Source organism: Streptomyces sp. CA-278952 (assembly GCF_028747205.1).
Lineage (GTDB): Bacteria > Actinomycetota > Actinomycetes > Streptomycetales > Streptomycetaceae > Streptomyces.
In genome coordinates this window covers 5,045,473-5,062,608 of sequence record NZ_CP112880.1, presented here as the reverse complement: position 1 = coordinate 5,062,608, position 17,136 = coordinate 5,045,473, and the positions used below count along the sequence as shown (strand labels likewise).

Here is a 17,136-nt window from a genome sequence, read left to right as displayed (position 1 = left end):
CTCCCGGCCCGCCCCGCCCCGCCCCCGTACCCTCACCCGGCCACCGTTCCGACGCGCTCCTCCCCCTGCCCCGGCAGGCAGGCTTCCGACATGCCCTGACATGACGTCACGAGGCGATCACGATCGGCCTGTTGGGACCTCAGGTGGTATTGCGGGGCCCGTGCGCCCGGCGTAGGACTGTGCGCACGGACGACGTAGTCCGGGCATGCGGACATGGCCGGACGCGTACAGAAGAGACGGGGCAGGAATGCGCACAACCTTCTCGATACGCAGGACCGCGATCGTGTTCACGGCGGTCGGCGCTCTGGCGCTCACCGGCTGCGGAGGCGACGGTGACGGCAAGAAGAAGACGGACGACGGCTCCGGCAAGGGCACGGACAGCGCGTCCACGGTGAACCTGCCGAAGCTGGACGGGGAGGACATCTCCGTCGCCGCGGTCTGGACCGGACCCGAGCAGGCGAACTTCACCAAGGTGCTGGACGAGTTCGAGAAGCGTACGGGCGCGAGCGTCACCTTCGTCCCGGCGCAGGACCCCATCATCAACTTCCTGGGCACCAAGATCGCGGGCAAGCAACCGCCGGACGTGGCGATGATCCCGCAGGTCGGCGCGGTCCAGCAGGCGGCGGCGAAGAAGTGGGCCAAGCCGGTCGGCGCCGAGGCGAAGGCTCAGCTCGACAAGAACTACGCGAAGGTCTGGCAGGATCTCGGCGCGGTGGACGGCACGCAGTACGGCGTGTACTTCAAGGCCGCCAACAAGTCCCTGATCTGGTACAACGCCGCCGCGTTCGACAACGCGGGGGCGAGCGAGCCGAAGACCTGGAAGGACTTCCTGACGACCGCGGAGACCATTTCCGCCTCCGGCGTCACGCCGGTCTCGGTGGGCGGCGCGGACGGCTGGACCCTGACCGACTGGTTCGAGAACGTCTACCTCTCCCAGGCGGGGCCGGAGAAGTACGACCAGCTGGCGCAGCACGAGATCCCGTGGACCGACCCGTCCGTCAAGGACGCGCTGACCACGCTGGCCACGCTCTTCGGGAAGCCGGAGCTGATCGCGGGCGGCGCGGACGGGGCGCTCCAGACAGAGTTCCCGGCCTCGGTCACCCAGACCTTCACCGGGGGCGACCAGCCCAAGGGCGCGATGGTCTTCGAGGGCGACTTCGTCTCCGTCAACATCGCGCAGACCGACGCGAAGATCGGCACGGACGCCAAGGTCTTCCCGTTCCCGGCGGTCGGGGCGGACTCCCCCGTGGTGACCGGCGGCGACGCGGCGGTGGCGCTGAAGGACACCAAGGGCGCGCAGGCGCTGCTGACCTGGCTGGCCTCCTCCGACGCGGCGAAGATCTGGGCCGAGGCGGGCGGGTTCATCTCCCCGAACAAGGGCCTGGATCTGAAGGCGTACCCGAACGACGTGCAGCGCACGATGGCCCAGGCGCTGATCGACGCCGGGGACGACGTCCGGTTCGACATGTCCGACCAGGCCCCGCAGTCGTTCGGCGGCACGCCCGGGAAGGGCGAGTGGAAGATCCTCCAGGACTTCCTGAAGAACCCGAAGGACATCGCGGGGACCCAGAAACAGCTGGAGTCCGAAGCGGTCAAGGCGTACAAGAGCTGACGCCGTGACGACAGCGACCGCGGGGGGCGCCGGTGCGGCGCCCCCCGCCGACGACGACACAAGTCCCCGTCCGTCCCCGCCCCCGGATCCGAAGAGGTCCCGCCGGAGCGTGACCGGCACCCGCAGGGTCATCGCGGCGGCGTTCCTGCTGCCCGCGCTGGTGCTGCTCGGAGCGCTGGTGCTCTATCCGATCGGGTACTCGGTCTACCGGTCGTTCTTCGACCAGGCCGGCACGGGCTTCGCCGGGTTCGACAACTACAAGGCGCTGTTCACCGACGCCACCATCGTCACGGCGGTGAAGAACAACGCGATCTGGGTGGTCTTCGCCCCGACGGTCGCCACCGCGCTCGGGCTGATCTTCGCGGTGCTGACCGAGCGGATCCGCTGGGGCACCGCGTTCAAGCTGATCGTCTTCATGCCCATGGCGATCTCGATGCTGGCGGCGGGCATCATCTTCCGGCTGGTGTACGACCAGGCTCCCGAGCGGGGTGTGGCCAACGCGGTGGCGGTGGGCGTGCACGACACGTTCAACCAGTCCTCCGTCTTCCCGAAGGCGCGCCCGCTGCCCGTGCACCCGCTGAAGAAGGGTGACGGCGGGGCGTATCTGTCCAAGGAGCCGGTCCGGGCGGGCCAGCCGCTGCGGGTGCCGCTGATCGGCGTGGCCCCGGCGAAGATGCCGGGCGACGCACGACCGGCGAAGGCGACCCCGGCGGGGTCCGGGGACGAGATCTCCGGCACGGCCTGGCTGGACTTCACCCGGGGCGGCGGCGGGAAGCCGAATGTCGTCGACCCGAAGGAGCTGGGCCTGAAGGGCCTGAAGGTCGAGGCGGTGAAGGACGGGAAGGTCCTCGCCACGGCCACGGCCGGAGCGGACGGCGTGTTCACCCTGCCCGCCTCGGCGGACGGGGCCCAACTGCGCCTGCCCGCCGACAACTTCCGCGAGCCGTACAACGGCGTTGACTGGCTCGGACCGTCGCTCGTGACGCCCGGGATCATCGGCAGCTACGTATGGATGTGGGCCGGGTTCGCGATGGTGCTGATCGCGGCGGGGCTGGCCGGTCTGCCGCGTGAGCTGCTGGAGGCGGCCCGGGTGGACGGCGCCAACGAGTGGCAGGTGTTCCGCCGGATCACGGTGCCGATGCTGGCTCCGGTGCTGGCGGTGGTCCTGGTGACGCTGATGATCAACGTGCTGAAGGTCTTCGACCTGGTGTTCATCATCGCGCCGGGCTCCTCGCAGGACGACGCGAACGTGCTGGCGCTCCAGCTGTACAGGTCCTCGTTCGGCACGGACGCGGACCTGGGGATCGGGAGCGCGATCGCGGTGCTCCTGCTGCTGCTGGTGATCCCGGTGATGCTCCTCAATATCCGCCGGATCAGGAAGGAGGGACGCCGATGAGCAGCGCACCGGAAGTGAACACCGCGCGTATCGGCCGCCAGAAGGCGGTCTCCCGGCAGGCCGGCGCCCCCGGAGCGCCCAAGGCCAAGCAGTCCCTCGGCGCCCGGATCGCAGCCCGCGCCGGCGGCGGCGTGATGCGGGTCTTCCTGATCCTGGTCGCCCTGTTCTGGCTGATGCCCACGATCGGCCTGCTGCTGTCCTCGCTGCGCGGGCCGCAGGACATCGCGGCGACCGGCTGGTGGAAGATCTTCACCGCCCCGTCGGAGATGACCTTCGACAACTACCAGCGGCTGCTGGACAATTCGACGATCACCGGCTCGCTGGTCAGCACCATCATGATCACCGTGCCCTCCACGGTGCTGGTGGTGGTGATCGGCTCACTGGCCGGATACGCCTTCGCGTGGATGGAGTTCCCCGGCCGCGACTGGTGGTTCCTGCTGGTCGTCGGGTTGCTGGTGGTGCCGGTGCAGGTCGCGCTGATCCCGGTCTCCGAGCTGTTCGGCACCATCGGGATCTTCGAGACGACGCTCGGGGTGGTGCTGTTCCACACGGCGTTCGGCCTGCCGTTCGCGATCTTCCTGCTGCGGAACTTCTTCGCGGAGATCCCCCGCGAGCTGCTGGAGGCCGCCCGGCTCGACGGGGCGGGCGAGATCCGTCTGTTCACCCGGGTCGTGATGCCGCTGGGCGGTCCGGCGATCGCCTCGCTCGGGATCTTCCAGTTCCTGTGGGTGTGGAACGACATGCTGGTCGCGCTGATCTTCGCGGACTCCGAGTCGCCGCCGATCACCGTGGCGCTCCAGCAGCAGGTACGCCAGTTCGGCAACAACATCGACGTACTGGCGCCCGGCGCGTTCGTGTCGATGGTGATCCCGCTGGCGGTGTTCTTCGCCTTCCAGCGGCAGTTCGTGTCCGGTGTGATGGCGGGCGCCGTCAAGTAGCCCTCACCACAAGGCCGTACGCCCTGGAGGGCGTACGGCTGTACGTCAACCCGAAGCGGCTCGGTTCCCCGGAACCGGGCCGCTTCGCCGTCTCCGTCCCCCGATTGCCGCGTCCGGCGTAACCCTGTCATTCCATCCGACGTTTGCGGTCTGCCTGGTTCCCGCGAACGATCGACCCATGGATGTGTAGTGCCCCGGTTCTCCGTCATCGTGCCCGCATTCCGGGTCCAGGCGTATCTGCACGCGTGTCTGGATTCCGTGCTGGCCCAGTCGTTCAAGGACTACGAGATCGTCGTGGTCGACGACTGCTCCCCCGACGCCTGTGGGCCGATCGCCGACGAGTACGCCCGCCGGGACCCCCGTGTCACCGCACTGCACCTCCCCCGCAACACCGGTCTGGGGCCGGCCCGCAACGCCGGGATGGGCCGGGCGTCCGGCGACTACCTGGTCTTCCTCGACGGTGACGACACTCTGCTGCCGGACGCGCTCCAGACCATCGCCGACCGGATCGACGCGACCGGCGAGCCCGACGTCCTGATGTACGACTACGCCCGCACGTACTGGACGGGCCGCAGCGTGCGCAACGTCCTGGCCGCCCACCTCGACGAGGGCGGGCCCGACCGCTTCCGGCTCACCGACCGCCCCGAGCTGCTGAAGCTCCTCATGGTCGTCTGGAACAAGGCGTACCGCCGCGCGTTCATCGAGGCCGAGGGGTTCACCTTCCCGCCCGGCTACTACGAGGACACCCCGTGGACCTATCCGGTGCTGATGTCGGCCGGGTCGATCGCGGTGCTGGACGCGGTCTGCGTCTCCTACCGGCAGCGGCGGCGCGGCAACATCCTCTCCACCACCAGCGAGAAGCACTTCGACGTCTTCGACCAGTACGACCGGGTGTTCGCGTTCATCGACTCGCGGCCCGAACTCGCCCTGTGGCGGCCGGTGATGTTCCGCCGGATGCTGGACCACTTCTCGGCGCTGTTCGCCTCCCGGGACCGGCTGCCGCTCCACCGCCGCGCCGCCTTCTTCCGCCGGGCGGCCGCGTCCTGCCGCCGCTACCGCACCCCCGGCGCCCCGGCCCCCCGTCGTGCCCTGTTGCGGCACGGCCTGCTGTGGCTCGGCGCGCGGCGCACCTACCAGGCACTGTCGGGGGCCCAGCGCCTGGGCGGCCGGCTGCGCCGGGGGGCGGCGGGCGCCCGCCGGGCGGTGCGGGGCGCGGCGCTGCGGGCGCACTACCGGATCCAGTCGCGGCTGCCGCTGCGCTCCCGGGACGCGGTGTTCGCCACCCGGGGAGGCGGGTACACGGGCAGCCCGGCGGCGATCGAGGCGAAGGTCCGCGAGCTGGTCCCGGGGGTGCGGACGGCCTGGATCTGCCATCCCGTCGACGCCCACACCGTGCCGACCGGCACCCGGCGCCTCGCGCCCGGCACCTTCGCCCACTGGACGGCGCTGGCCCGCTCCGCGTATCTGGTGAACGACTCCGCCTTCGACCGGGGGCTGGTCAAGCGCCGGGGCCAGGTCCTGCTCCAGACGCACGAGGGCACGCCGCTGCGGACCGTGGGCACCGATCTGCTGGACCGGCCCGCCGCCGCCCGGGGCACCGACTTCGAGCAGCTGCTGCGCTCCGTGGACACCTGGGACTTCTCCCTCTCGGCGAACCCGCACTCCACCCTCGTACGGGAGAGGGCCTATCCGTCCGCGTACACGACGCTGGAGTACGGCTCGCCGCGCAACGACGTGTACCACCGCACCGGCCCGGCGGATGTGGCGCGGCTGCGCGAGACGCTGGGGATCCCGGCGGGCAGCACCGCGCTGCTGTACGCCCCGACGCACCGCGACTACCGGCGGATCCAGCGGCCCGCCCTGGACCTGGAGCGGCTGGTCCGGGTCCTGGGCCCGCAGTTCGTGGTCCTGGCCCGGGCGCCGCACCCCGCGGGCCCCGGCGGCCACCGGGCGCCGCATCCCCGGATCATCGACGTCAGCGGGCACCGGTCCGTGGAGACGCTGGCGCTGGCGTCGGACGCGCTGATCACGGACTACGCGTCGCTGATGTTCGACTACGTCAACCTGGACCGCCCGGTGGTGCTGCACCTCGCCGACATCGAGGCGTTCGAGGCGGCCCGGGGCACGTACTTCGACATCACGGCGTTCCCGCCCGGCATCGTGGCCCGGGGCCAGGACGAGCTGTTCGACATCTTCGCCACGGACCACTGGCGGGCCTCCCGCTCGGCGCAGCTGCGGGCCGCGTTCCGGGCCCGGTTCTGTCCGTACGACGACGGGTACGCCGCCGAGCGGGTGGTGCGGCGGGTCTTCCTCGGGGAGACGGACGGGCTGCCGCTGCCGGTGCCGTCCGCCGCGCGCCGGACGCCCGCGGCCCTTCCGGCGCGGGACGGGGCCGGGGCGGGCGTCAAGGGCTGACCCGGCCCCGCCACACCCGAACGCGTGCTTCCGCACGTGCCCCGCGCGTGTTCAGCGCTCCAGGAAAGCGAACAGCTCCTCCCAGCGGCGCAGGGTCTCCGGCTCGGAGAACCGCTGGACGCCTGACCGGGCCCGCGCGCCCATCGCGTCGCGCAGCCGGGGGTTGCCGGTGAGCCGCAGCAGCCGGTCGGCGAGGGCGGCGACGTCTCCGGCGGGGGCAAGGAGCCCGTCCTCGCCGTCGCGGACGATCTCCCGCACCCCGGGCGCGCAGTCGAAGGCGGCGCAGGGCACACCGCTCGCCATCGCCTCCAGCAGGGCCAGCGGGAAGCCCTCGCCCCGGGAGGACTGGACGAAGACGGAGGCCTCGGCGAGGGCCCGCTCCACGTCGTCCGTGCGGCCCATCCACTCCACGGACCCGTCGAGGCCGAGGCCGGTGCACTGCGCCTTCAGCGCGGCCTCGTCCTCGCCGGCCCCGTACACGCGCAGCCTCCAGTCGGGGCGGGCGGGGGCGACCAGGGCCCAGGTGTCCAGGAGCAGGTCGATGCCCTTCTGGTCGCTGAGCCGGCCGATGCTGGCGACGGTCCGCGCGGTGCGCGGGGAGGGCACGGCGGGGAGGCGGGAGAGCGCGTTGGGCAGGAAGCCGACGTTGTTCATGCCGTCCCCGGCCCACTGGTCGGCGTCCTCCTCGGTGAGGACGAGCCAGTGGTCGAGCTCCTTGTAGTGGTTCTTGATCCAGCGGTAGCGGTGGCTCGCGCGGGAGTAGCCGTAGGACTCGTGGCTCATCCCGATGACCCGCAGCCCGGTGGTGTCGGCCTCGCCGACCCATTCCATCGCCCAGACCTGGGTGACGATGACGACCGCGCCGGGCCGGGCGGTCGCGAAGATCTCCGAGAGCCGGGCGACCGCCCGCTTCTTGGCGGCGACCCGGGCCGCCTCCGTGCGCCGGGCGGGGAGGCGGAAGCGGTCGCGGACGCCGTGGGGCGTCCAGGGGGTCGGGGGGTGGGCGGGGTAGAGGGCGGTGACGGGGTGGCCGGGCTCCTCGGGCAGCGCCATCTTGAGGTCGGACGCGTGGATGCCGATGGTGTGGACGCGGTGGCCCTGGCCGCCGAGGAGGCGGGCGGTCTGGTGCATCCAGCCGGTGACGCCGCCGAGTTCGTCGGTGCTGTTGGAGACGATGAAGACGTCGCGGCTCATCGGCCGGCCCCCCGGTCGTGGTCGATGGTGTGGCGGGCGCCCCGGGAGGCCCCGGGGGCGAAGACGGCGGCGACGGTCCTGCGGGCTGCGTCCCCCCGGTCGTAGGCCCCGAACCGACGCGCGAAGTCCCGCCGTCGGTCGGCGTACCGGGTGTCGGACTTCTTCAGCTCCGCGAGGGCCCCGAACAGCTCCTCCTGCGTCGCGGTCACCGGCCCCGGGGCGTGCTCCCGCAGGTCGAAGTAGCTGCCGCGCTCGGCCGCGTACGCCTCCAGGTCGGGGGCGTACAGCACGACGGGCCGGTCGAGGAGGGCGAAGTCGAACATGATGGAGGAGTAGTCGGTGATCAACACATCGGTGAGGGCGAGGAGTTCTTGGACGTCGTGGTGGCGCGAGACGTCGACGACGGTCCCGGGCGGGCAGAGCGGCAGCCGGGCGGACTCCAGGTAGTGGGCCCGTACGAGCAGGGTGTGGGTGTCGCCGAACCGCTCCGCGAACTCCCGTACGTCAAGGAGGAGTCGGGCCCTGCGCTGTTTCCCGGGACCGCCCCGGAACGTGGGGGCGTACAGCACGGTCTTCTTGTGGTCGTCCAGCCCGAGCGCCCCGGCGAGCGGCGGGCGCGGCAGCCGTCCCTCGGTCTCGGCCCGGTCGCGCTCCGCGATCAGGGCGTCGTTGCGCGGGTAGCCGGTGCGCAGGAGCCGCTTCTCGGGCAGCCGGTAGGCGCGGGCCAGGGTGTCCACGTCGTGCTCGGAGCGGACGAGGAAGTGGTCGAAGCGGTCCACGGCCCGCTGGAGCCGTTCGCGCTGGGGGGCGTTCTGGAGGCGTACGCGCCGCTCGTCGAAGCCCATCCGCTTGTACGCGGAGCCGTGCCAGGTCTGGAGGTACGTGGTGTGCCGGGGTTTGCGCAGCTGCTGCGGGAAGCCCTGGTTGTCGACCCAGTACTCGGCGCGGGCCAGCGCCCACAGGTAGCGCCAGGACCAGCGGCGTACGAGGCGGGCGCCGTCCGGGAAGCCGGCCGGGGAGGGGTCGTAGGACCAGGTGGCGTGGAGTTTCAGACCCTGGCGGCGGATCTCCTCGTAGAGGGCGCGCGGGCTGTCGCCGTAGCAGGTGCCCATGTGGCTCTCGAGGACGACGGAGCCGCGGCGCACGGGGAGCCGGGTGAGCCAGGTGGTGTAGACGGGGACCTTGAAGCCCCGGGAGCGGTAGCGGTCCAGGCGCCCCCGGAGGGACCGGACGAGGAGCTTCGCCTTGCGGGCGGGCCGGAAGCGGGTGGCGTAGCGGACCAGGCGGTGGGTGGTGCGGGCCGGGCGGCGGCGGGCGGTCAGCCGGAGCGCGAAGTGGTCCTTGAGCGTGATGTAGGGCTCCCAGGTGTCCCCGGCGAGCGGTCCGAGCCGGGGTCTGGCGGGGAACCGGAGGGACCCTTCCACCTGGTCCTGCGGGGCGAACAGGTCGCTGACGGAACGGGTCCCGTCGGGGCCCCCCGCGGTCACGGTCAGCCGCGCGTCCCACGCCGTGTCGCGGGCGCCGACGGGGCGCAGACGGCGTGAGACGTCGGCCCGCGCGCGCCAGCTGATCCCGTTGCCGTCGTGCCGGATCTCCTCGACCGGGAACGCGACGGCGCGCGCCCCGCCCCGGGCCCGGAACTCCAGGGTCGCGGTGAGAGGGGCATCGGGGGCCGGGCCGCCGTGGCCGGGCAGCACGAGGCGGCCTTCCAGCAGCAGGCGGCCCCGGTCTGCGGTGGCCCGGGTGAGCCGGTTCATCAGCCGCGCGCCGCCGAACGTGCGGTACTGGTGCCCGAGTTCGGTGACGTCGACGCCCGGCCCTTCCGGGTCGCCGCCCCAGGTGACCCGGCCGTCCGCGCCCGTCGTCAGCGGCGCGCACACGGTGGCCGGCCTGCTCAGCGCGTACGCCGCGGTGAGGACCCCTTCGGCGGCGCCCCGGGCCAGCAGGCGCACGGCGACCCGCTCCAGCGGCGGCAGGTCCGGCAGTCCGTCCCGGAAGCAACCGGTCAGCGCCCGGGCGGCGGCCGCGGCGACCCGGTCGCGGCGGGCGGCGGGCAGGTGGGGGAAGGACCGGGCGAGCGGCACCAGGTGGTCGCGGGCGAACGCCTTCTCCCGCTCCTCGCGCAGCTCGGACAGCCCGTGCGCGAGGAGGGTGTTGGCGACGCGGCGGTGGGCCTCGACCAGGGCGGCGAGGTCGCGGGCCCGGTCGGGGGCGGTCCGGCCGGTCACGATCAGCCGGCGGACCAGGGCGATCCGGCCGACCGCGGCGGCGGCGAGCGGGCCGAAAAGGATCTCGCCGTGCGTCAGGTCCTCCTCGTACCGCAGCCCGTGCCGTCTGGCGGCCTCGCGTCGCAGACAGAAACCGGTCACCAGGGCGTCCCTGACGACGAGTTCGGGGGCTTCGGTGAAGCGGGCGAGAGTGCGGGAGCGGGCGTACAGCTCTCCCTGCCAGGAAGGCTCCCGCTCCTTACCGCTGTCGTCGGCGACCCGGCTCCAGCGGCCGGCGATCAGGTCGGCGCGGCTTCTCTCGCCCGCCTGCCAGAGGTTGCGGCAGGCGTGGAGCTGGAGGCGTTCGCCGGTGGCGAGGACCAGGATGTACCGGCCGCCCGCCGCGTCCAGGCCGGCGTTGCGCAGGGCTCCGGTGGTGCGGACGGCCGGGTCGGCGTGGAGGAGGCGGACCCGCCCGGGGGCCCGCTCGGCGAGGGTCCGGGCGGCGCTCCGGACGGCCGGGGCGGCGGTGGAGGCGAGGACCACGACGGCCTCGGCTCCGCGCAGCGACTGGCCGAGCACGGACTCCACGGAGGCGCGCAGGGCCTCGGCGTCTCCGGGGCCCTCGCCGTCCCCGCCGCCGGTGATGACACAGCTGAAGTCGCTCATGCCTGCTCTCCCTTGAGCATCCGGTCGACGACCCCGGCGGCGGCGGTCCCGTCGTCGAGGTCGCAGAACGCCTCCCGGAACCGCTCGTACGCCTCCCGGTGCCCGGCGGTCGCGGCTTCCGGGTCGCGCAGGGCGGCCACGATTCCGGCGGAGTCGGGGATCAGGGGCCCGGGGGCACGCTGCTCGAAGTCGAAGCAGAATCCGCGCAGGGTGTCGCGGTAGTGGGCCAGGTCGTGGGTGTGGAAGAGCATCGGGCGGCCGGTCTGCGCGAAGTCGAACATGATCGAGGAGTAGTCGGTGACCAGGACGTCGCTGATCAGCAGCAGTTCGGCGACGTCCGGGTGGCGGGAGACGTCCCGGACGAAGTCGGTGTCGGGGACGCTGCCACCGACGAGGTAGTGGCGGCGGACCAGCAGGACGTGGTCCTCGCCGAGGCTCTCCCGGGCCCGTTCGAGGTCGAGTTGGAGGTCGAACCCGTGGCGTCCGCCCTGCCGTGGGCGGTCCTCGCGCCAGGTGGGGGCGTAGAGGATCACGCGACGCCCGTCGGGGAGCGCGAGCCGTTCGCGTACGGTGGCGGCGATCTTGTCCCGGTCGGGGGCGTGGAGCAGGTCGTTGCGCGGGTAGCCGCACTCCAGGACCTCGCCCGAGTAGCCGAAGGCGCGGCGCATCACGGGGGTGGAGAAGCTGTTCGGGGAGACGAGCACGCTCCACTGGGCGGACCGGTGTTCCATGGACGCCATGTACGCGGCATCCGCGTGCGGGGTGCCCGCGAGGTCGCGGCCGATGCGTTTGAGCGGGGTGCCGTGCCAGGTCTGGACGACGGTCTGGCCCTTGGCCCGCTCGAACCACTCGGGCAGGTGGGTGTTGGTGACGATCCACCGGCTGCGGGCCAGCGCCTCGTACCAGTCGGCGCTGTGCAGGGCGACGGGGCGGACGCCTTCGGGCACGGCCGCCTGCTGGTCGCGCACCACCCACAGGTGCTCGATGTCCTGCCCCTGGGCCGCGAGTTCGCGGTGGACGGCGCGGGGCGAGTCGGAGTACTGGCGGCCGTCGAAGCTGGAGTAGAGGACGGCGGGGCGCGGTTCGTCGGCCGTGGCGGCGCGCAGTCCGGCGTACCGTTCGCGCTGGATCCTCTGCCCGTACGGTCCCCGCTCACCCGGGGGGAGGGCGGAGGCCGACTCCAGGACGACCCGGTCGTGGTGGCACCGCTGGAGAGTGAAGTCCCGTCCCCCGACGCTCTGTTGCGCGGGCAGCATGGGATGCAGAGGCGTGGTCAGGCGGAGCGGTCGGTAGGCCTCCGGGTCCCGCTCTCCCGGCTCGCGCAGGAAGAGGTACCAGCGGCCCTCGGCGAGCGGCAGCGTCCCGCCGGGCCCCTCGACGGCGGCGGGCGCGATCACGGCCCGGAAGCCGTCGGCGTCCCCCCGCTCCAGCCCGAGGACCGCCTCCTCCCGGTGGCCGCTGTGGCGCAGGACGAGTTCCCGGAAGGCGCCCGTGGGTTCGGGGAAGGCCCCTTCGAGGACCAGGGCGCCCGACTCCTCCCAGGCGGCGGAGGTGACGACGGGCTGGACGGCCCGGTCGGTGAGCACGAGGTCGCCCGAGGGGTTGGGGGCCGCGTACAGCTCACGGCCGCCGGGCAGCGCGTAGCGTCCGTCCTGGCCGTCGGTCCGGGCCGCAACGGTCAACGGCCGGCCCTCGCCGACGAGCTGGACGCCCCAGATGTCGTCCCGTCCCCGGAGGGCGCTGAGCGGGATGTCCGCCGCCCGGGAGCCGAGCGAGCCGCGCAGGGCGAACTCCCGGGTCTCCTTGGTGCGCCACTCGGTGAGCCGGAGGGCGACCGGCCCGGCGTCGCCGAGGATCTTCACCTCCAGGCGCACTGCGTTCTCGACCGCCGACTGCCCGGTCAGGACGGCCGCGACGCGTTCGGTGCGCAGCTCCAGCTTGTTGCCGGAGAGGACGGGGACGATACGGGTCCGTTCGTCGGTGTACGTCACGGCGGGCGGGGCCGGGGTGGAGACGAGCCGCATGGGGCCCCGGCGCGGCCGGCCGGCGCCGACGACGAGGGCCTCCAGCTTCCAGGTCGTGCGCCCGCCGCTCGCCTTCCCGGCGAGTCTGCGCGGGTCGACGACGGCGGTGAACCCGGCGCGGTCGTAGCGGTGCAGGGAACGGCCGGAGCGGGCGGTGGCCTCGTCGCCCGGGACCGGGCGGGTCCGCAGGGGGATCAGTCGCTTCCCGGAGCGCAGCCAGCCGAGCCGGACCGGGCCGCCGGGGGCGTTCCGTACGTAGGCGTGGCCGGTCAGGTGCAGCAGCCCGTCCCGCCAGACGGCCTCGGTGAGGTGGGCGTGGACGGGCAGGTCCGCCGAGGTCAGTGCGGTCGTGGCGGGCGGCAGGGGGTCTCGGACGGCGGGGTGGTGGGCACGGGGGCGGAGCAGCCCGGTGACGTGGAAGGTGTCCCGGTCCTTCTTCTCGTCGGCGAGGAGGGCGAGGAGTTCGGGCAGCCGGCGTTCGCGGATGAGCTGCCACTTGACCCGCAGGTGCAGGGGCAGCGAGGCGAGGACATCGGCGTCGACGGTGGCGGCGAACGTGCCCGCGTGCTCCAGGAAGGCCTCGTGGAACTCCGCGTCGCCGCCCCCGAGCGCCTCGATGAACAGCCACAGGTCGCCGGAGAGCGCGTGGGCGTCGTAGCGGCGTCTGGCCTCGGCCAGGCCGGGCCGGGCGGCGAGGAAGCGGCTGACGGTGGTGACGGCGGTGACCCGGTCGCGGATGCCCCGGGGCACGGCCCGCCGGGTGGTGATCGAGCCGTCGCGGTCGCGCCAGTGGTAGACGGGCTCCTCGACGACGTCGACGGAGCGGGCCAGGAAGTGGGCGGGGAGGACGACGGCGATGTCCTCGTACAGCACCCCGGTGGGGAAGGCGAAGGCGTGTTCGTCCCAGAAGGCGCGCCGGAAGACCTTGTTGCAGGCGATGCGGTCGCCGAGCAGGGTCCAGTCCCGGGTGACGTGGGTCGACCGCCGGGCCTTCTCCATCGGCTTGCGGAACATCGGAGACTGTTCGAGATCCCCGTTGGCCCGCAGCCGGAGCACGTTGCCGGTGGCGAAGTCGGAGCCCGAGCCGTCGAGTTCGGCCAGCATGCGGGCGTACGCGCCGGGCGGCACGACGTCGTCGCTGTCGACGAACGTCAGGAATTCCGCACCGGAATGGGCCTCGCGGATCCCGGCGTTGCGGGCCGCGCCGAGCCCGGCGTTCTCCTGCCGCAGCAGCCGGAAGCGGGGGTCGCGCTCCACGAACTCCTGGGCCAGGGCGGGCCCGTTGTCCGTGGAGCCGTCGTCGACGAGGACGACCTCCAGATCCGGCATGGTCTGCTCGACGAGCGAGGACAGGCAGGCACCGAGGTACTCCTCGACGTTGTAGAGGGGGACGACGACGGTGAGACGGGGTGCCATCGCGGCGCACGATCCTTCCGGGCGGACGACATCAGGGGCGCTGAGCGTCGGGGGACTTGGGCTTCGGGGCGTGGGGCCCCTCGGGGGCCATGGGGTACAACCCGCGCCGGAAGGACGGGTCACCCGAGGGGGTCCGTTCGGGTGACGCGGACGGCGGAGTCACGCGCCCCGGGGGCGTGCCGGGAGCACGTTCGAGCCCCGTACCGGAAGGGCACGGGGCTCGGTGCTCGGCGCTGCCGTGAAGGGCCCGCGTCAGGGCTTCACGGCGATCCGGCCCTCGTCCATCCGCAGCAGCAGCAGCTGCTCACCGGTCTTGTCGAGGAACTCGTCGACCGCCTGCCGCGATCCCTGCCAGTAGCCGTAGTCGTCGATGAGGAGCACCCCGCCGGGGACCAACCGGGAGTACAGATGCTCCAGTTCGTGCTTGGTGGAGGCGTACCAGTCGGTGTCCAGGCGCAGGATGGAGATCTGCTCGGGGGCCTGCGCGGGGACGGTGTCCTCGACCCGCCCCTGGACGTAGTGGACGCGCTCCTTCGGGTACGGGACTGTGTCGAACCCCGCCTTGACGTCCTCCAGCGAGGCGACCGCCCAGATCGGCCGGTCCTTGCCCTGGGCGTCCAGCAGCTCCTGGGCGGGCCGCCCGTCGCGCCGCAGATCCTCGGCGGTGGGCGGGGTCATGCCCTCGTACGTGTCGAAGAGGTACAGGTCGCGCTCGGTCTCGCCGACGGAGAGCAGGGTCCGGGCGCAGGCCTGCATGGAGCCGCCGCGCCAGACGCCGCACTCGACGATGTCACCGGGGATGTCGTGCCGGGCGATGTGGCGGGTGGCGAGGATGAAGGCGTTGAGCCGCTCGGGCGAGGTCATCGAGTACGGCTTGACCGCGCGGATGATGTCCTTCGCCTCGTCGTCGTAGTCGGCCGGGAACCCGGGCGCGGGCTTCTTCGCCTTGGGTTCCGGAGCCGTTACGGGGGCGGGTGCGGCGGCCGGGGCCGGTGCGGGGGCGGTGCGGGCGGCGGGCACCGTGACGCGCCTGAGCTGGTATCCGGTGAGCTGCTGAAGGACGCCGTTGACGGCGTTGCGCCAAGCCATGCCCCGGGACAGTACGCGCGGTTTGCGCCGCATGTCATCTTTCGTCAACCTGCCATTGATCGGGACGGGCACTGTTCGAGTGAGGGCTCCTGCGCGGGCACGGTCCCCGGGCGTCCGCACGCCTCACGGCCGTCCAGCGGCCGGGGCAGCGGGACGCCGTCCACGCCGCCGACCCGGTTCGCCCACCACACCGCCAGCTCCCGTACGGCGAACATGGTGAGGCGCGGGTAGCGGGCCGGCTTGCGGAAGACGCCGACGGAGTCGCCCCAGTAGGCGGCCTTCTTGTCGATGGCCCGGTAGTCGTGCCAGATGCCCTTCTGCGGCGGGAAGTCGGTGTAGGCCTCGCGCAGTTCGAGCCGCGAGTGGGCGGCGAGCGCGCGGAACCCGTCGGGGTAGTAGCGCCAGCAGTCCTGCGCGTCGTGGACGTGGCCGCGCGAGGGAGCGGTGATGAACGCGTGTCCGCCCGGCTTCAGGATCCGGGCGATCTCCAGCATCGACGCCCAGAAGAACGGGATGTGCTCGAACGCCTGCCCGGACAGCACGACATCGGCGCTGTTGGAGCGGGCGGGGATGCGGTACGGCTTCTTCATCACCGCGTCGACGTTGGGGCCGTCCTGCACGTCGACCCCGAAGTAGTCGATGGGGTGGTGGGCGAGCAGCGCCCGGTGGGTACGGGTCTGCTTGCCGGAGACGCGCGATCCGAGGTCGACGACGCGGTAGACGCCGGCACGGGACGCGATCCTTCCGCGAGCCCTCTCGAGGGGCCCTTCGACGGGCAGATACTCCTTGATGCAGAGTTCCATCTGCTCGTAGGCGGACCGGTGCATGGACGTCTCCCAACATGGCGGGTCGAGCGGGATGTTGGGCTCAACGACCGCGCGGCGCGGAGGAATCGGCACGGAAGGCCCGCCTTGAGCCATTCGGGTTGCGGGACGCGTCGGCCGATCGGCGGCGGGCGCCGTCACAGGGAAGGGGCGAAGAACCGTCGTACGACGCGTTCCGCCGCGTGCCCGTCGTCGTACGGGCAGAACCGCTCCCGGAACGCGCCGCGCAGCGCGGCCGACTCGGGTGACCGCCACTCCCCCGTCCGGAAGACGTCGGCCAGCTCGGCCGGGGTGGTGGTGACGGGGCCGGGGGTGTCGCCGGGCCGTCCGGAGAGCAGGTCGAAGTACGTCCCGCGCGTGGCCCGGTAGGCGGCCCAGTCGGGGGCGTGGACGACGATCGGGCGGTCCAGGCAGGCGTAGTCGAAGACCAGGGAGGAGTAGTCGGCGATCAACGCGTCGGCGGCCAGGCACAGTTCCTCGACCCGGGTATGCCCGGTGACGTCGACGACCCGCGCCGCCCCCGTCCGACCGAGCCCGGCCGGCCGTCCGTAGAAGTAGTGGGCGCGCACCAACAGAACGAAAGCCGGGCCCAGTTCGCTCGCCAGCCGCCCGGGGTCGAGATCGGGCACGAAGCCGTCGCGGTAGTCGCGGTGGGTCGGGGCGTGGAGGAGGGCGGTCTGCCCCTCGGCGATGCCCAGTTCGGCGCGGATCTTCGCGATCTTCTCGGCGGTGGCGGTGAAGTAGGCGTCGTTGCGGGGATAGCCGACGTCGAGCCGTTCGTACCCGCCCGGGTAGACACGGTCCCAGACCTCGGTGCTGTGCGGGTTGGCGGAGAGGCTGAAGTCCCACTGGCCGACATGGGCGAGGACCTTGCCGAAGTCGGTCTTACGGGCGAGGGCGGGATACGCGCGCTGGTCCAGCCCCATGGTCTTGAGCGGGGTCCCGTGATGGGTCTGGAGATAGCGCTGACCGGGCCGTTTGGTGAAGCCGCCGGGAAAGCTGGAGTTGTTGACCAGATAGGTGGCGGTGGCCATGGCCCGCCAGTAGGGGCGCGAGCCCTCGATGACGTACGGCACACCGGCCGGCATCCGGTCGCGGTGCCGGGAGGAGACGACCCACACGCCCCGGATGTGCGGAACCAGTTCGCGGGCCTTGGCGTGGATCGCGGCGGGGTTGCAGGCGACGCCCCGGTTCCAGTACGCCCCGTAGACGGCGAGGTTCGGGTCGAGCGGGCGGCGCAGGTCGGTGCGGTAGGCGGCCCGCATGGCCTGGCGACGCACGAACCGCTTCACGGAAGCTCGGGTGGGCATGGCAGCCGAGCGTAATCGCGGGCCGGGGCGGCCGAGGAGCCG

10 protein-coding genes are annotated in these 17,136 nt (G+C 72.6%); 4 read left to right on the top strand and 6 right to left on the bottom strand.

Going from position 1 to position 17,136, the window contains the following annotated elements:
• Positions 1–247: 247 nt before the first annotated feature.
• From N7925_RS22690 to N7925_RS22675, 4 genes are all read left to right on the top strand, one after another.
• Positions 248–1,612 (top strand): ABC transporter substrate-binding protein, encoded by a 1,365-nt coding sequence (locus N7925_RS22690; RefSeq protein WP_274344987.1) that lies wholly within the window; start codon positions 248–250, stop codon positions 1,610–1,612.
• Positions 1,613–1,721: 109 nt separating this feature from the next.
• A complete protein-coding gene (locus tag N7925_RS22685; RefSeq protein ID WP_274344986.1) occupies positions 1,722–3,008 on the top strand; it encodes a carbohydrate ABC transporter permease in 1,287 nt (428 codons plus the stop codon).
• On the top strand, positions 3,005–3,946 hold the full coding sequence (locus N7925_RS22680) for a carbohydrate ABC transporter permease (RefSeq protein ID WP_274344985.1): 942 nt from the start codon (positions 3,005–3,007) through the stop codon (positions 3,944–3,946). Before N7925_RS22685 ends, N7925_RS22680 begins: the two co-directional genes overlap by 4 nt.
• Positions 3,947–4,135: 189 nt before the next feature.
• Entirely contained in the window at positions 4,136–6,361 is a 2,226-nt protein-coding gene (locus N7925_RS22675; RefSeq protein ID WP_274344984.1) for a bifunctional glycosyltransferase/CDP-glycerol:glycerophosphate glycerophosphotransferase, read from the top strand.
• Positions 6,362–6,412: 51 nt separating this feature from the next.
• On the opposite strand, the gene N7925_RS22670 is transcribed toward N7925_RS22675, so the two are convergent.
• From N7925_RS22670 to N7925_RS22645, 6 genes are all read right to left on the bottom strand, one after another.
• The gene (locus tag N7925_RS22670) at positions 6,413–7,555 is read right to left on the bottom strand and encodes a glycosyltransferase (RefSeq protein ID WP_265601294.1); all 1,143 of its coding nucleotides are present in this window, start codon (positions 7,553–7,555) and stop codon (positions 6,413–6,415) included.
• Entirely contained in the window at positions 7,552–10,431 is a 2,880-nt protein-coding gene (locus N7925_RS22665; protein ID WP_274344983.1) for a bifunctional glycosyltransferase/CDP-glycerol:glycerophosphate glycerophosphotransferase, read from the bottom strand. Before N7925_RS22665 ends, N7925_RS22670 begins: the two co-directional genes overlap by 4 nt.
• Positions 10,428–13,871: a bifunctional glycosyltransferase/CDP-glycerol:glycerophosphate glycerophosphotransferase gene (locus tag N7925_RS22660; protein ID WP_274344982.1), complete on the bottom strand. Its 3,444-nt coding sequence runs from the start codon at positions 13,869–13,871 to the stop codon at positions 10,428–10,430. The genes N7925_RS22665 and N7925_RS22660 overlap by 4 nt, the downstream gene beginning before the upstream one ends.
• Before the next feature lie 252 nt (positions 13,872–14,123).
• Positions 14,124–14,993 carry a TylF/MycF/NovP-related O-methyltransferase gene (locus N7925_RS22655; protein WP_274344981.1) on the bottom strand — a complete coding sequence of 290 codons (870 nt, stop codon included), beginning with the start codon at positions 14,991–14,993 and terminating at the stop codon, positions 14,124–14,126.
• Between the two features lie 11 nt (positions 14,994–15,004).
• A complete protein-coding gene (locus tag N7925_RS22650; RefSeq protein WP_274344980.1) occupies positions 15,005–15,787 on the bottom strand; it encodes a methyltransferase domain-containing protein in 783 nt (260 codons plus the stop codon).
• A gap of 134 nt (positions 15,788–15,921) precedes the next feature.
• A complete protein-coding gene (locus N7925_RS22645; RefSeq protein WP_274344979.1) occupies positions 15,922–17,094 on the bottom strand; it encodes a CDP-glycerol glycerophosphotransferase family protein in 1,173 nt (390 codons plus the stop codon).
• Positions 17,095–17,136: the final 42 nt, after the last annotated feature.

Bases quoted from the DNA above. Each gene is read 5' to 3' on its own strand.
- N7925_RS22660 (WP_274344982.1), bottom strand. From the start codon at position 13,871: ATGGCACCCCGTCTCACCGTCGTCGTCCCCCTCTACAACGTCGAGGAG.
- N7925_RS22645 (WP_274344979.1), bottom strand. From the start codon at position 17,094: ATGCCCACCCGAGCTTCCGTGAAGCGGTTCGTGCGTCGCCAGGCCATG.
- N7925_RS22665 (WP_274344983.1), bottom strand. From the start codon at position 10,431: ATGAGCGACTTCAGCTGTGTCATCACCGGCGGCGGGGACGGCGAGGGC.
- N7925_RS22670 (WP_265601294.1), bottom strand. From the start codon at position 7,555: ATGAGCCGCGACGTCTTCATCGTCTCCAACAGCACCGACGAACTCGGC.
- N7925_RS22650 (WP_274344980.1), bottom strand. From the start codon at position 15,787: ATGCACCGGTCCGCCTACGAGCAGATGGAACTCTGCATCAAGGAGTAT.
- N7925_RS22690 (WP_274344987.1), top strand. From the start codon at position 248: ATGCGCACAACCTTCTCGATACGCAGGACCGCGATCGTGTTCACGGCG.
- N7925_RS22680 (WP_274344985.1), top strand. From the start codon at position 3,005: ATGAGCAGCGCACCGGAAGTGAACACCGCGCGTATCGGCCGCCAGAAG.
- N7925_RS22655 (WP_274344981.1), bottom strand. From the start codon at position 14,993: ATGCGGCGCAAACCGCGCGTACTGTCCCGGGGCATGGCTTGGCGCAAC.